The 14,520-nt window shown below is 69.3% G+C and carries 11 protein-coding genes and 1 pseudogene; 8 read left to right on the top strand and 4 right to left on the bottom strand.

The features are described from left to right. A partial coding sequence (locus ACXJKQ_RS24685; RefSeq protein WP_457108333.1) for a hypothetical protein occupies positions 1-186 on the top strand: 186 nt, incomplete at its 5' end. A 361-nt stretch (positions 187-547) separates the two neighbouring features. Here ACXJKQ_RS24685 and ACXJKQ_RS24680 read toward each other — a convergent pair. Next, complete coding sequence (locus tag ACXJKQ_RS24680; protein WP_457108332.1) at positions 548-1,483, bottom strand: metal ABC transporter substrate-binding protein; 936 nt, start codon at positions 1,481-1,483, stop codon at positions 548-550. Between the two features lie 168 nt (positions 1,484-1,651). Here ACXJKQ_RS24680 and ACXJKQ_RS24675 point away from each other — a divergent pair, with 168 nt between their 5' ends. The 7 genes from ACXJKQ_RS24675 (at position 1,652) to ACXJKQ_RS24645 (ending at position 11,458) form a co-directional block, all read left to right on the top strand. Beyond that, a complete protein-coding gene (locus tag ACXJKQ_RS24675) occupies positions 1,652-2,200 on the top strand; it encodes a Spy/CpxP family protein refolding chaperone (protein WP_457108331.1) in 549 nt (182 codons plus the stop codon). Between the two features lie 81 nt (positions 2,201-2,281). Further along, the gene (locus ACXJKQ_RS24670) at positions 2,282-4,042 is read left to right on the top strand and encodes an ABC transporter ATP-binding protein (RefSeq protein WP_457108330.1); all 1,761 of its coding nucleotides are present in this window, start codon (positions 2,282-2,284) and stop codon (positions 4,040-4,042) included. Between the two features lie 90 nt (positions 4,043-4,132). Then, entirely contained in the window at positions 4,133-5,221 is a 1,089-nt protein-coding gene (locus ACXJKQ_RS24665) for a branched-chain amino acid aminotransferase (protein WP_457108329.1), read from the top strand. A gap of 242 nt (positions 5,222-5,463) precedes the next feature. After that, entirely contained in the window at positions 5,464-7,269 is a 1,806-nt protein-coding gene (locus tag ACXJKQ_RS24660) for a hypothetical protein (RefSeq protein WP_457108328.1), read from the top strand. 134 nt (positions 7,270-7,403) lie between these two features. Then, positions 7,404-8,690 carry an oxalate/formate MFS antiporter gene (oxlT, locus tag ACXJKQ_RS24655; RefSeq protein ID WP_457108327.1) on the top strand — a complete coding sequence of 429 codons (1,287 nt, stop codon included), beginning with the start codon at positions 7,404-7,406 and terminating at the stop codon, positions 8,688-8,690. 47 nt (positions 8,691-8,737) lie between these two features. Further along, positions 8,738-10,483, top strand: coding sequence for an oxalyl-CoA decarboxylase (gene oxc / locus ACXJKQ_RS24650; protein ID WP_457108326.1), 1,746 nt, complete (start codon positions 8,738-8,740; stop codon positions 10,481-10,483). A gap of 279 nt (positions 10,484-10,762) precedes the next feature. Continuing rightward, positions 10,763-11,458, top strand: a complete 696-nt coding sequence (locus ACXJKQ_RS24645) for an alpha/beta hydrolase (RefSeq protein WP_457108325.1) — start codon at positions 10,763-10,765, stop codon at positions 11,456-11,458. Between the two features lie 3 nt (positions 11,459-11,461). Here the strand turns inward: ACXJKQ_RS24645 and ACXJKQ_RS24640 are convergent. From ACXJKQ_RS24640 to ACXJKQ_RS24630, 3 genes and pseudogenes are all read right to left on the bottom strand, one after another. Next, positions 11,462-12,640 (bottom strand): annotated as a pseudogene (locus ACXJKQ_RS24640) (HPP family protein). A gap of 83 nt (positions 12,641-12,723) precedes the next feature. Next, on the bottom strand, positions 12,724-13,974 hold the full coding sequence (frc, locus tag ACXJKQ_RS24635; RefSeq protein ID WP_457108324.1) for a formyl-CoA transferase: 1,251 nt from the start codon (positions 13,972-13,974) through the stop codon (positions 12,724-12,726). 55 nt (positions 13,975-14,029) lie between these two features. Beyond that, a complete protein-coding gene (locus ACXJKQ_RS24630; RefSeq protein ID WP_457108323.1) occupies positions 14,030-14,503 on the bottom strand; it encodes a PAS domain-containing protein in 474 nt (157 codons plus the stop codon). Positions 14,504-14,520: the final 17 nt, after the last annotated feature.

The raw sequence follows: 14,520 nt of genomic DNA, 5'->3' as shown, positions 1-14,520 counted from the left end.
AGAGTAGAATTCACCCCAAGCATTGGCGGAAAGACATTGCCTGGTAGAATAGGGCAGGCTCTGGGGCACTTCCGTCCCGTTGGTAGCCCTTCACGGATGGGCGGAAAATTGCTATATTTCTATCAATTCACGTATCCAGATTTAAATCTGAATGCTTTGCGTTCGGCGGACGGCCTTCCTTCCTAAAGTCGTTTTCTCATCTACTTAGCAACCCAGGAACGCCGCAAATAAAGTATCCAGCCAATATCTCTTCCGTCCCTTAATTTAGCGTTCCAGTTTACGGCACGGTATCCGTTCGGATGCACCAATTTCACAGCTCAATACCCGCATGGGCTCGAGCCTGAGCTAACTCGCATCCCGCCGAATTACGGAGCCCCTCACATAGTCATCGCTGCGCTGGCGCAATACCCGGCCAGCGCACCTGTAGTCGGAAATGGCCAACGCCGCGGCAGTTCTCTATACCCCCTCCCGCACGGGAGAGGGGACCCGCGCCTCGTTCGGCACGGGCTCGCCGATCGTATTCGTCCCAACCCGATCGGGAACGGCGCTAGCTCGGCCCCAGCGCCGCCGAGAAGGCCCGCAGGTTGGCCCGCATCATGTCGAGATAGGTCGGCGCCTGGCCGCCCGGGCCGGAGAGCGCGTCGGAATAGACCTTGCCGCCGACGCGCGCGCCGCTCTCGCGGGCGATCTGCTCCATCTGGCGCGGGTCGCTGATGTTCTCCAGGAACACGGCCGGGACGCGGTCCCGGCGGATCTGGCGGATGATCGCTCCAACATCCCGTGGGCTCGCCTCGCTGTCGGTCGATACGCCCTGCGGCGCCACGAAGCGCAGGCCGTAGGCCGCCGCAAAGTAGCCGAACGCATCATGGGTCGTGATGATCTGCCGCCGCTCCGGCGGGATGCCGGCGATCGTCGTGCGCACGTCCCGATCCAGCGCGTCGAGTTGGGCGAGGTAGAGGACCGCGGCCTCCCGGTAGGCGTCGGCATGGGCCGGGTCGACCTTGGCGAGGCCGTCGCGGATATTGGCGACGTACGTCCGCACATTGGCGACGTCCTGCCAGGCATGCGGATCCACGGCGTGGTCACCGTGGCCGTGATCGCCATCGCCGTGGGCATGCTCGTCCTGGGCGGGGATCGGCTTCACGCCTGACGCCGCGATCACCACCGGGGCGCGGGTGCCGGAGGCGCGGATCAGCCGGTCGAGCCAGCCCTCGAGCCCGAGGCCGTTGACGAACACGATGTCGGCCTCGGCGACCTTGCGCGCATCGGCCGGCGAGGGGCTGAAGCCATGGGCGTCGGAATCCGGCCCGACCAGGGTCGCCACCGCCACATGGGCGCCGCCGACCTGTCGGACGAGGTCGCCGAGGATCGAGAAGCTCGCCACCGCCCGGATCGGCTTGCCCTCGGCGACGGCCCGGGCCGACCCCGCGAAGCAGAGCCACAGAGACAGGGTCGCGAGTGCCGCAATCCGGACTGTTCTCATCGCGCCCCGCACCATCCCACCCGTCCCACAGCTCCGATCGCGCCTGCCAGTAATGTAACATTGTTACATACACAAGCGGGATACACGCCCGCTGTTTCCTGCGCAGCATCGGGCATCGTCTCGGGGCGCCGGCTCCGATGACGTCCCGAGCGTAAGACGGAGGTTTGCATGTCCCGACGTGTGAGAGCGGCCATTCTGGTGACCGGAGCCCTCGGCCTGGGGCTCGCCGGCGCGGCCGTGGCCCGCGACCGCGGCCCCGAGGGTTTCCGCGGGCCGGGTCGCTGGAGTTCCCTGACCCCCGAGGACCGCGCAGCGTTCACGGATGCCCGCATCGCCGCCCTGCATGCCGGCCTGAAGCTCAACGCCGATCAGGAGAAGCTGTGGCCGCCGGTGGAATCGGCGATCCGCGATATGGCCAAGATGCGCCAGCAGCGCCGTGAGGCCATGCGCGACCGGCCCAAGTTCGGCGACGACGCGCCAGCGGCCCTGCGCGCGATGGCGGATGCCGCGACCGCGCGAGGGGAGGCCCTGCGCAAGCTCGCCGACGCGTCGCAGCCGCTCTACGCCAGCCTCGATCAGGACCAGAAGCGGCGCGCCATGATCCTCGCCCGGCCCATGGGACCGATGGGCGGTCACGGCATGGGTGACCAGGGCATGGGCGGTCGCTGGCATCGCGGCCACGACGATGACCGTGGGCCGGGCGGCGACGACCGCTGACCAAAGACCTTGATCCGCGGCGGCGGGGGGGGCCGCCGCGCTTCCCGCATGGGCCGGCCCCGATCCGACCCGGTAGGTTTCATGGCGCGCCTTCCCGGCGACACCGCTTCCCTTCTCGCCCGGCTCTGGCGCACCTGGCTCTACCCGCACCGGGCGACGCTCACCGTGGTGCTGGTGCTGATCGCGCTGGTCGGCGCCTCGACCGGGCTCTACCCGGCGCTGATCAAGGCCGCCTTCGACGCTTTCGACCGCAAGGATTCGGCGGCGATCGCCTACGGGCCGCTCGTCGTGATCGTGGTGACGGCCACCCGCGGCTTCGCCCTCTACGGCCAGACGGTGCTGACCAACCGCGTGGTCACACGGGTCGAGGCCGACATGCAGGCGGCGCTCTACGGGCACCTGATCGACTCCGATCTCGCCCAGCTCGGCCGGGAGAGCCCGGCGGCGCTGACCCAGCGTTTCACCACCGACTTCGCGTTCATCAAGGAGGCGCTGACCCGCATCTCCACCGTGCTCCTGCGCGACATCGCCATGCTGATCGGCCTCGTGGCGGCCCTGATCTGGATGGATCCGGTGCTGACCCTCGTGGCGGGGGTCACGGTCCCGTTCGTGGCGGGACCGATCGGGCGGATCGGCAGGAAGCTCCGCCGGGTTTCGACTTCCACGCAGGAGCAGATGGGCGCCACCGCCAGCCTGATCTCCGAGAGCCTCCAGGGCGCCCGGGTCGCCAAGACCTACGCGATGGAGGCCTACCTCAAGGGCCGCGCCGCCGAGGCCCTCGACGAGGTGCGCCGCCTGAAGATGAAGGCCGCCAATGCCCGCGGGCGCCTCGACCCGCTCCTGGAGATCGGCGGCGGGATCGCGGTGGCGGGGGTGCTGGTGCTCGTCGGCCAGCGGGTCCTGGCGGGGGAGAAGACGGTCGGCGACTTCACCGGCTACGTGGCCGCCTTGCTCCTTGCGGCGCAGCCGGCGCGGGCGCTGGGGAACCTCAACGCCATTCTGCAGGAAGCGGCCGCGGCGCTCCGGCGCTACTTCGACGTCATGGACCAGGCGCCCGCCATCCGCGAGGCGTCCGAGGCCCGGCCGCTCAGGGTCGAGCAGGGGGCGATCCGCTTCGCCGACATCCACTTCCGCTACCGGCCGGACGCCCCGGCCCTGGAGGGCATCGACCTCGCCGTCCCCGCAGGTTCGGTCACCGCCCTGGTCGGGCGCTCGGGTTCGGGCAAGTCGTCGCTGCTCAACCTCGTTCCGCGCCTCTACGACGTGACCGAGGGTGCCGTGACCATCGACGGGCAGGATGTGCGCGCCGTGACCCTGGGGTCGCTGCGCGCCGCCGTGGCGGTGGTCTCGCAGGAGGTCGTGCTGTTCGACGACACGATCGCGCGGAACATCGGCTTCGGCCGTCCCGAAGCCACCCGGGCGGAGATCGAGGCGGCGGCGCGCGCGGCCGCGGCGCATGACTTCGTGACCGCGCTGCCGGAGGGTTACGAGTTCCGGGTCGGCCCAGCCGGAGGCCGGCTCTCGGGGGGCGAACGCCAACGCGTGGCCCTCGCCCGTGCCTTCCTGAAGGATGCGCCGATCCTGCTCCTCGACGAGGCGACCTCGGCCCTGGATTCGGAATCGGAGCGCCTCGTCCAGGAGGCCCTGACCCGGTTGATGCGCGGACGCACCACCCTGGTGATCGCCCATCGCCTCTCGACGGTGCGCGAGGCCGATCAGATCGCCGTCCTGGAGGCCGGCCGCGTGATCGAGACCGGGCGGCACGACGCGCTGGTCGCGGCCGGGGGCGCCTATGCGCGCCTGCACCGTCTCCAGCTGTCGGAGCCCGCGACGGCGGAGTGACGCGCATCCGCGGCGGCGCCGACATGCGCCGGCTCCGTAGATTCGCGCGGCGGAGCACGCCATAAGGACTCAGTCGATGAGGACCACACCGTGAGCGACCTGACGTTCGAGATCAAAAGTCATCCCGCCCCGCGGACTGCCGAGGAGCGGGCCGCCCTGATGGCCAATCCCGGCTTCGGCAAGGTGTTCACCGACCATATGGTGGTGGCGCGCTATACGGCCGGTCGCGGCTGGCACGACGCGCGGATCCAGGCCCGTGAGGCGATCCCCCTCGATCCCGCCTCGGCGGTGCTGCACTACGCGCAGGAGATCTTCGAGGGATTGAAGGCCTACCGCACCGCCGACGGCGGCGCCGCCCTGTTCCGACCCGACGCCAACGCGCGCCGCTTCCGCCATTCGGCCGAGCGCCTGGCGATCGCGCCGTTCCCCGAGGACGCCTTCGTCGAGGCGATGCGCAAGCTCGTCGAGATCGATCGCGCCTGGATTCCCGACACGCCCGACGGCAGCCTCTATCTCCGGCCGTTCATGATCGCCACGGAGGCGTTCCTGGGCGTCAGGCCGGCTTCCGAATATCTGTTCATCACCATCGCGTCGGCGGTGGGCTCGTATTTCAAGGATCCGAACAGCACCGTCACCGTCTGGGTGTCTGAGCATTACACGCGGGCCGCTCCGGGCGGCACCGGCGCGGCCAAGTGCGGCGGCAACTATGCGGCGAGCCTCGCCGCGCAATCCGAGGCCGCGGCCCAGGGCTGCGAGCAGGTCGTCTTCCTCGATGCGGTCGAGCGCCGCTTCATCGAGGAACTCGGCGGCATGAACGTGTTCTTCGTGTTCGAGGACGGCACGCTGGTCACGCCGCCGCTCTCGGACAGCATCCTGCACGGCATCACCCGCGATTCGGTGATCACGCTGGCGCGGGAATCCGGTCTCTCGGTCAAGGAGGAGCCCTACACGATCGACGCCTGGCGCGCCGATGTCCGGGCGGGACGCCTGACCGAGGCCTTCGCCTGCGGCACCGCCGCGGTGATCACGCCGATCGGCACCGTGAAGGGCCGCGAAGAGAGCTTCACCATCGGGAACGGCAAGGCCGGTCCCGTGGCCCAGCGGCTTCGCAACCTCCTGGTGGACATCCAGAGGGGCAACACGAACGACGCGCATGGCTGGTTCCAGAAGGTCTTCTAGGACCGCGCGTCAGCCTGCACGGGAGGCGGGCGGGATGGTCTTGCCCCGCCCGCATGCCCGCGGGACCCCTGGCGCGCGTCCGCTTGCACGCCTCGGGACAGGGGAAGGGCTCCCCGTCGACCGACGCGGCCTCATGAAGCCCGGCCCATGCCGTCGTCCTGCCGAACCCGCCCCGCGCTCCGGTACATCGGGATGAGGGCCATCTATCGGGCCATGCGGGCCGGGCCGGGGCGCCTCCGCGGATGACGGCCGTAGCGACCTCCGCCCCGAAGCCGGCGATCGGTCCATGGAACCCGGGCGTCCGGTCCGATCTGCCGACGGCCTTCCTGCCGCTGGTCACCGTCTACCGCCCGGAGCACGTCGAGACGCCGCTGCGCGACGCCTTCGATCTCAGCGACCTGTGCGGCTTGCCGGCCCGGCAGCTCACGCGCTTCCGGGCGAGCCGCCTGGTCGTCCACGAGGTGCTGATCCGGGTCATGTCGGACCTGTCCGTGCCTGTGGGCGCGGTCTACGCCGATCTCGGCGTGAACTTCCGGGCGATCGTCGCCACGATCCTGCGCGAGGGCATCGCGTCCCGCCTCGACGTGGTCGAGGCCGCGCTGCTGACGATCCGCGCCGAGGCCGATGCGGTCCTCGCCCGTGAAGTCGCGGCGATCCTGGACGACCGGCCGCCTGAGCCTGCACCCGAGCCCGGCTGGCTCGACCGGCTGCTCGGGCGCGCGCCCCCGGCCCGCCCGAGCGTGCGCGAAGACCTCGCGACCCGGGCGCTGCGCCATCTCGACGCCTGGCAGGCGCGGGCCGCCGAATCCGCCGACGGGCTGGAGATCGCCGCCTGCGAGGCCCTGCGTGCCGTGGTGTCCGGACTCATCGCCCGGCAGAACACCCTGGTCCGCGATGCCGCCCTGTTGCGGACCATCGCCGGGACGCTGGTATCGAACGGCTATGGCAGCCGCCGGATCGGCGAACGCATCGAACCCTGGATCGCGGCGGTGGTGGAGGCCCACGGCTATCGCCGGCTGGCGCCGCAGGACCATCCGGTGGTGATGAACGTCAAAGGGGCCTCGGCCTCCGGCAAGAGTACGATCCGACCCTACCAGCTGGACCTCGCCAGACGCCTCGGCATGGCATGGTCCGACTTCGCGGTGATCACGCCGGATGTCTGGCGCAAATACCTCCTCGACTACGACAGCCTCGGCGAGGCCTCCCGGTACGCCGGAACGCTGACGGGCTACGAGGTCGAGATCGTCGACATGAAGCTAGACCGCTACGTCACCCGCAAGGCGGCCGAGCGGCGGATCTCGAACCTGCTCATCGATCGGTTCCGGTTCGACAGCTTCCAGGCCGAGGCCGGCTCCGATGGCGGCGGCCAACTGCTTACCCGGTTCGGAGACCGGGTCTACATGCAGTTCATGGTCACGCCGCCCGCCGATACTGTCGAGCGCGCCTGGAAGCGCGGCGAACTGTTCGGCCGTTACAAGGCGGTCGAGGATCTCCTGGCCCACAACGTCGAGGCCTATACCGGCATGCCGCGCCTGTTCTTCAACTGGGCGCTCGCCCGGGACAAGCGGGTAGTCTGCGAGTTCCTCGACAACAGCGTGCCGCTCGGCGAGCGGCCGCGCACCATCGCGTTCTGGTCGGATGGGGTGCTCAACATCCTCGACGTGACGGGGCTGATCGACATCGACCGGTTCCGGAAGGTCGACATCTTTGCCCGCAGCCCCGAGGCGGTTTTCAAGGGCGTCGACCTCTCGGCACCCGCCAACACGGGCTTCCTGCGCGAATGTCTGCGCCGTATGCCCGCCATCCGCTTTGTCCAGGCCGAGACCGGCCGGGCGATCCTGCGGCTCGACCGCGGGCGGATCACGGCGCTGGACCGTGACGCCCTCGCGGCGGTCGGCGACGGACCGGAATGGGCGGCGGCGCGCGGACTGATCGGCGTGCCGACCGATCTGGCTTCAATCCCCCTCCTCGACGAGATCCTGAGCCCCGCCGACACCCCGACGCTGGGGGCGTGGGGCACGATTCCAGAGGCCGGGCAAACGGCATAATATCGCCGCCCTGACAGTTCATCCTGTCCGTCTCACGCTGGTATATTGCATACCTGGAACGGATGTGCATGATCGTCGGTGCACGAGAGACGCTGCCACCGGAAGGCCGCGGCGCCCAAAAGAGAGGCTCTGGGATGGAACGCCAAGATTCGCCGTCGGCGAAATGGTGGCAGCTCGCCTTCGGCGTGATCTGCATGGCCATGATCGCCAACCTGCAATACGGTTGGACCTTGTTCGTCGACCCGATCGACCAACGCTATCATTGGGGACGAGCTGCGATCCAGCTCGCCTTCACGCTGTTCGTCGCCACCGAAACCTGGCTGGTGCCCGTCGAGGCGTGGTTCGTCGACCGCTACGGCCCGAAGATCGTCGTCGCCTTCGGCGGCGTGATGATCGCCCTTGCCTGGACCATCGACGCCTACGCCGACAGCCTGTTCATGCTGTACCTCGGCGCCGTGATCGCCGGTATCGGCGCCGGCTCGGTGTATGGGACCTGCGTGGGCAACGCGCTGAAGTGGTTCCCCCATCGCCGCGGCCTCGCGGCAGGCGCTACGGCTGCCGGGTTCGGAGCCGGCGCGGCCATCACGGTGGTGCCGATCGCCCGGATGATCGCCACCAGCGGCTACCAGGACGCCTTCCTGTACTTCGGTCTCGGCCAGGGCGCCGTGGTGTTCGTCCTCGCCTTCCTGCTGCGCAAGCCGTCGACGATCACGCAGGTCCAGCGCAAGAGCCTGCGCCTGCCGCAGACCAAGGTCGACCGCAGCCCCCGCGAGGCCGTCCGCACGCCGGTCTTCTGGGTGATGTACGCGATGTTCGTGATGGTCGCCTCCGGCGGCTTGATGGCGGCGGCGCAGATTGCCCCGATCGCCCACGACTTCCAGGTGGCCGGCGTGCCGGTCAGCCTGTTCGGTCTCCAGATGGCGGCGCTGACGCTGGCGATTTCCCTCGACCGGATCTTCGACGGGTTCGGGCGGCCGTTCTTCGGCTTCGTGTCCGACCATATCGGCCGCGAGAACACCATGTTCATCGCCTTCTCGACCGCGGCGCTGGCGGTGATCGTCCTCCTGACCTACGGGCACAATCCGATGGTCTTCGTCCTGGCCACCGCAGTCTATTTCGGTGTGTTCGGCGAGATCTACTCGCTGTTCCCGGCGACATGCGGTGACACGTTCGGTTCGAAATACGCCGCCAGCAACGCCGGCCTGCTCTACACCGCCAAGGGAACGGCGGCGTTCCTCGTGCCCTTCGCTAGCCTGCTCTCGACGGCCTACGGCTGGTCGGCGGTGTTCACGCTGATCATCGTCCTCAACGTCACGGCGGCGGCCCTGGCCATGTTCCTGCTCCGCCCCATGCGAGCCCGCTATCTCGCCACGGAAGAGCCCCACGCGGCGCTCGCCGCCCAGCCGATCCGGGCGGCCTGAGCCCCGCCCGTCCCCCACACAGAAATCGACCCTTCGGAGATCCCGCGATGACTGCCCTGGCCAAGATCGTCCACACCGCACCAGAAATCGAGGCCGAGCCCGACCTGACCGACGGCTTCCACCTCGTCATCGACGCGCTCAAGCTCAACGGCATTGAGACGATCTACGGTGTCCCCGGCATCCCGATCACCGACCTCGGCCGCATGGCCCAGGCCGAGGGGATGCGGGTGATCTCGTTCCGCCACGAGCAGCATGCCGGCAACGCCGCGGCGATCGCCGGCTTCCTCACCCAGAAGCCGGGCATTTGCCTCACCGTCTCGGCTCCGGGCTTCCTCAACGGCCTGACGGCGCTCGCCAACGCCACGACCAACTGCTTCCCGATGATCCTGATCTCGGGCTCGTCCGAGCGCGAGATCGTCGATCTGCAGCAGGGCGACTACGAGGAGATGGACCAGCTCGCCATCGCGAAGCCCTTGTGCAAGGCGGCCTTCCGCGTGCTGCACGCCGCCGATATCGGCATCGGCGTCGCCCGCGCGATCCGGGCCGCCTGCTCGGGCCGGCCGGGCGGCGTCTACCTCGACCTGCCCGCCAAGCTGTTCGCCCAGGTGATGGATGCCGAGGCCGGCCGCCAGTCGCTGGTCAAGGTGATCGATCCGGCCCCCGCCCAGCACCCCGCCCCCGAGGCGATCGCCCGGGCGCTCGACGTCCTGAAATCCGCCAAGCGGCCGCTGATCGTGCTCGGTAAGGGCGCCGCCTACGCGCAGGCCGACGAGGCCATCCGGGCGCTGGTCGAGACCAGCGGCATCCCCTACGTGCCGATGAGCATGGCCAAGGGCCTCCTGCCCGACACCCACCCGCTCTCGGCCGGCGCGGCGCGCTCGACGGCGCTCAAGGACTCGGATGTGGTGCTGCTGATCGGCGCCCGGCTGAACTGGCTGCTGTCGCACGGCAAGGGCAAGAGCTGGGGCGAGCCGGGCTCGACCAAGTTCATCCAGATCGACATCGAGCCCCGCGAGATGGACTCGAACGTCGAGATCGTGGCTCCCGTCGTCGGCGATATCGCCTCCTGCGTGCAGGCGCTGCTGAACGGCATGGGCAAGGGCTGGCAGCAGCCCCCGTCCGACTGGATCGACACGCTCAAGACCAAGCGCGACGCCAACATCGCCAAGATGGCGCCGAAGCTCATGAGCAACGCCTCGCCCATGACCTTCCACGCCGCCCTCGGCGCCCTGCGCACCATCGTGAAGGAGCGGCCGGACGCGATCTTGGTCAACGAGGGCGCCAACACCCTCGACCTCGCCCGGGGCATCATCGACATGTACCAGCCGCGCAAGCGCCTGGATGTCGGCACCTGGGGCATCATGGGCATCGGCATGGGCTTCGCCGTCGCGGCCGCCGTCGAGACCGGCAAGCCGGTGCTCTGCGTCGAGGGTGACAGCGCCTTCGGCTTCTCCGGAATGGAGGTCGAGACGATCTGCCGGTACGGCCTGCCGGTCTGCATCGTGGTGTTCAACAACAACGGCATCTACCGCGGCACCGACACCGATCCGACCGGCCGCGACCCGGCCACGACGGTGTTCGTGCCGGATTCCCGCTACGACAAGATGATGGAGGCCTTCGGCGGCGTCGGCTACCACGTCACCACGCCGGACGAGCTGACCCGCGCGGTCAACGAGGCGATGAACTCGGGCCGCCCGGCCCTGGTCAACGCGGTCATCGACCCGGCCGCCGGCAGCGAGAGCGGCAACATCGGCAGCCTCAACCCGCAGAGCGGGATCAAGAAGAAGAAGTGAGGCCGAAACCCTCGCGAGATCTCTGATCCGAGACCATCGAAGCCGGGCTCGCGTGTCGAGCCCGGCTCTTTGCCTTGATTGGAACGGCGTCGCGGATCCGTGCGGGATGGCGTTCCGCTGGAGCTCCTGGCCACCGGGAGATCTTCCCCGCACCGTCATCACGAGCGAAGCGAAGTGACCCAGGGCAGCGCGGTCAAGATCAGCGTGCAGCGAGTGGATTGCTTCGCTGCGCTCGCAAGGACGGCGCCGGATCCGTCATCCGTTCTGTGACGTGCATCCATGATCGACCCAGACCTTGCCGGCCGCCTGCATTTCCGGCACCGGCTGCCCTCGAACGAGCCCCACCCCCCAGGCAAGCATGAGATCGGCCTGTTCGCCGAGCGCGACGCGGTGCTGATGGTTCCCGAAGGCCTCGATCCGCGCAAGCCCTGCCCGCTGGTGGTGCTGTTCCACGGCGGCGGCGGCAGCGCCGAGCGCATCCTGCCGATGCTGGAGGGGCATGCCCGCACGGAGCGCTTCCTGCTCCTTGTGCCGCAATCGCAGTTTCCGACCTGGGACATCGTCATCGCCGGCCATGGGCCGGACCGGGAGCGGGTCGCGACGGCGCTGGCCCATGTGGCGGACCGGTTCCTCCTCGATCCGGCGCGGCTCTGCTTCGCCGGCCATTCCGACGGCGGGAGCTACACGCTCTCCCTCGGGCTCGCGAACGGCGACGTCGCGAGCCACCTGATCGTCTCGTCGGCCGGGTTCCTGTCGGTGCACCTGCAGGTCGGCGCACCGCGCATCTTCCTGTCGCACGGGACCCAGGACGAGCAGATCCCCATCGACCGGAGCGCCCGGGTCCACGTGCCGGCCCTGCGCGAGGCCGGCTACCCGGTCACCTATGTCGAATACGACGGGCCGCACGCCCACCAGCCGGCCGTGGTGGCGCAGGCGGTCGCGTTCTTCCTGGCGGATCCGCCCGCCGGCCGCTGAGGCTCAGGCCAGGGCGGCCCGGGCCGGTGCGCGGGCGCGGATCGACGCCTCGGGCGCATCGGTCTCGGACAGGAGGGCCGGGATCAGGTCGGTCTGCGAGACGATCCCGACCAGACGGCCGTCGGAATCGACCACCGGCAAATGGTGCAGCCCCGCCTCCGACATCCGCGGCACCAGCGCGGCGATGGGCGTGTCCGGACCGACCGGGTCGACCGCGCTCATGATGTCCGCCGCGCAGCCATGGGGGGCGCGGCCCCGCTCGGCGGTGAGCCGCAGGCGGCGGCCGAGGCCGAGGCGCGGTCCGGACCGGTCCCAGGCGGCCTTGTCGAGGAGATCGGTCTGCGTGACGATGCCGAGGACGCGCGCGCCCTCGTCGGTGACCGGCAGCGCCTTGATCCGGTGGCGGCGCAACAGCCGCATGGCCTCGGACAAGGGCGCGTCCGGTGCCACTGCGATCACGTCGCGCGACATGATCGCCGCGCAGGTGATCGGCCCCGAGCGGCGGCCGTAGACCCGCATCTGCACGCGCCGCAGGATCTGCTCAAGGTCGCTCCGGTCGACGTCGAGGAGCTGGTCGAAATCTTCCAAGGCGGCGTCGAGATCCGAGGCCCGGAAGCCCACCCGCGCATCGGAGGGCGGATCCGCCGTCCGCGGCCCGGCCGGGCGCAGGTGCGGGTAGGCGCGCCCGGTCAGGTTGTTGAACAGCAGGGCGGTGGCGAGCAGCAGCAGCGAGTTGGCCGCGACCGGCCACAGCACGAAGCCGTAGCCCAATTCCTTGATCGCCGGTCCGCCGGGCACCGCCGTCAGCGCCACCGCGCCGCTCGGCGGGTGCAGGCAGCGCAGGGCCATCATCAGGGCGATCGCGACGCCGATGGCGCAGGCGGCGGCCACGAACGGGTCGGCGATCCAGGTCGCGGCCGTGACGCCCACGAGCGCCGCCACGATGTTGCCGCCGAGGATCGATCAGGGATGCGCCAGGGGGCTCGCCGGCACGGCGAAGAGCAGCACCGCCGAAGCCCCCATCGGGGCGATCAGCACCGGGAGCGCCTCGGAGCCCACGGAGGCGCGGCAGACGAGGCCGGTCGCCAGGATGCCGACCAGGTCACCTGCGGCGGAGCGCAGGCGCTCGCGCTTGCTGACCGGCGTCAGCTCCGGGAGAAAACGGCTCAGGAACACGCGCATCGAATCCGGGCTTCCCACATGACAAGGACGGCGCTGGAGTGGCGCCGTCCTGTCTCAGGATTGCAGAGGTCGGTCGTTCCTTATCAGACCGCGCGGGCCTCGTGCATGGCCCGGATCTGTTCCGGAGTGTAGCCGAGGCCTTCCAGCACCTCGTCGGTGTGCTCGCCGAGCAGCGGCGAGGCCTTCACCTCGACCTGCATGTCGGAGAACTTGATCGGGCTGCCGACGGTCAGGTACGAGCCGAGCTTCGGGTGTGGCACCTCGACCACCGTGCCGCTGGCGCGCAGCGACTTGTCCTCGGCAATCTCCTTCATCGACAGGACCGGCGCGCAGGGGATGTCGTAGGTGCGCAGGATGTCCACCGCCTCGAACTTGGTCTTGTCGGCGAGCCATTCCTCGATGGTCTTGAAGATGTCGAAGATCTTGTCCTGGCGGGCGCGCGGCGTGTTGTAGGCGGGATCGGTGATCCACTCCTCGTGGCCCAGCACCTTGCAGATCGGCGCCCAGGCGTGACCCTGGATCGTGAAGTAGATGTAGGCGTTCGGGTCGGTCTCCCAGCCCTTGCACTTCAGCACCCAGCCCGGCTGGCCGCCGCCGCCCGCGTTGCCGCCGCGGGGCACCACGTCGGAGAACTCGCCGTGGGGGTATTGCGGGTATTCCTCGAGATAGCCGAGGGCGTCGAGGCGCTGCTGGTCGCGCAGCTTCACCCGGCAGAGGTTGATCACCGAGTCCTGCATCGACACGGCGACCTTCTGGCCCTTGCCGGTCTTGTTCTTCTGGTGGAGCGCCGTGAGGATGCCGATGGCGAGGTGCATGCCGGTGTTGGAATCGCCGAGCGCGGCGGCGCTGACGGTGGGCGGGCCGTCCCAGAAGCCTGTGGTCGAGGCGGCGCCGCCGGCGCACTGGGCGACGTTCTCGTAGACCTTCAGATCCTCGTAGTGGTGACCGTCCGAGAAGCCCTTCACCGAAGCCAGGATCATGCCCGGGTTCAGCTCCTGGATGCGCGCCCAGGAGAAGCCCATCCGGTCGAGGGCGCCGGGGCCGAAATTCTCGACCATGACGTCCGAGTCCTGGATCAGCTTCTCAAGGACTTCCTTGCCGGCCTGGGTCTTGGTGTCGAGGGTGAGCGAGCGCTTGTTGGAGTTCAGCATCGTGAAGTAGAGCGCGTCCGCGTCTTCGACGTGGCGCAGCTGGGTCCGGGTGACGTCGCCGGCGCCGGGGCGCTCGACCTTGATCACGTCGGCGCCGAACCAGGCGAGCAGCTGCGTGCAGGCAGGGCCGGCCTGGACGTGGGTGAAGTCGATGATCTTGATGCCTTCCAGCGGCTTGCTCATTGGGCGTTCTCCCTGTGGGGTTGGGGGATCGGGTCCGTCGGTCCGTCCGGTGGGCTTAAGGAGCCGGACCGGACGGGGTCGCGGAGGCTTCGAGTTCGGCCACGCGCTGGCGCAGACGCTTCTCCTCGGTCCAGCGCTCGGTCTCGTCGCGGATCACCGCGACGATCCCGGTCACCCGGTCGGAGGCGTCCCGCACCATCCCCACCGTGAAGGCGATGGAGAGCTGGCGGCCGTCCTTGTGGAGCGCCGGCACCCTCAGGGTCTCCGCCCCGTAGCGGGTGACGCCGGTACGCATGGTCTTCGCGTAGCCGTCCCAGTGACGGCGGCGGTGCCGTTCCGGCGTGATCAGATCGAGGCTCCGGCCCAAGGCCTCGGCAGCCGTGAAGCCGAAGATGCGTTCGGCGGCCGGATTCCAGACCGTGATGGCCCCGTCCGGGTCGGACACGATCACCGCATCGCCGATGGCCTCGATCATCCGAGACAGGTCGGCTTCATGGGGCGCCGCCGCGGCCGACGGGGTGGTCGTCACGGACGGCCTCGGGACGG

Source organism: Methylobacterium sp. P5_C11 (assembly GCF_054049775.1).
The sequence above is the reverse complement of the archived record's forward strand: the minus strand, read 5'-3'. Positions and strand labels throughout refer to the sequence as shown.

Excerpts from the sequence above, each read along its gene's own strand:
- ACXJKQ_RS24680 (WP_457108332.1), bottom strand. The coding sequence starts at position 1,483 with ATGAGAACAGTCCGGATTGCGGCACTCGCGACCCTGTCTCTGTGGCTC.
- ACXJKQ_RS24675 (WP_457108331.1), top strand. The coding sequence starts at position 1,652 with ATGTCCCGACGTGTGAGAGCGGCCATTCTGGTGACCGGAGCCCTCGGC.
- ACXJKQ_RS24670 (WP_457108330.1), top strand. The coding sequence starts at position 2,282 with ATGGCGCGCCTTCCCGGCGACACCGCTTCCCTTCTCGCCCGGCTCTGG.
- ACXJKQ_RS24660 (WP_457108328.1), top strand. The coding sequence starts at position 5,464 with ATGACGGCCGTAGCGACCTCCGCCCCGAAGCCGGCGATCGGTCCATGG.
- oxlT (WP_457108327.1), top strand. The coding sequence starts at position 7,404 with ATGGAACGCCAAGATTCGCCGTCGGCGAAATGGTGGCAGCTCGCCTTC.
- oxc (WP_457108326.1), top strand. The coding sequence starts at position 8,738 with ATGACTGCCCTGGCCAAGATCGTCCACACCGCACCAGAAATCGAGGCC.
- ACXJKQ_RS24645 (WP_457108325.1), top strand. The coding sequence starts at position 10,763 with ATGATCGACCCAGACCTTGCCGGCCGCCTGCATTTCCGGCACCGGCTG.
- frc (WP_457108324.1), bottom strand. The coding sequence starts at position 13,974 with ATGAGCAAGCCGCTGGAAGGCATCAAGATCATCGACTTCACCCACGTC.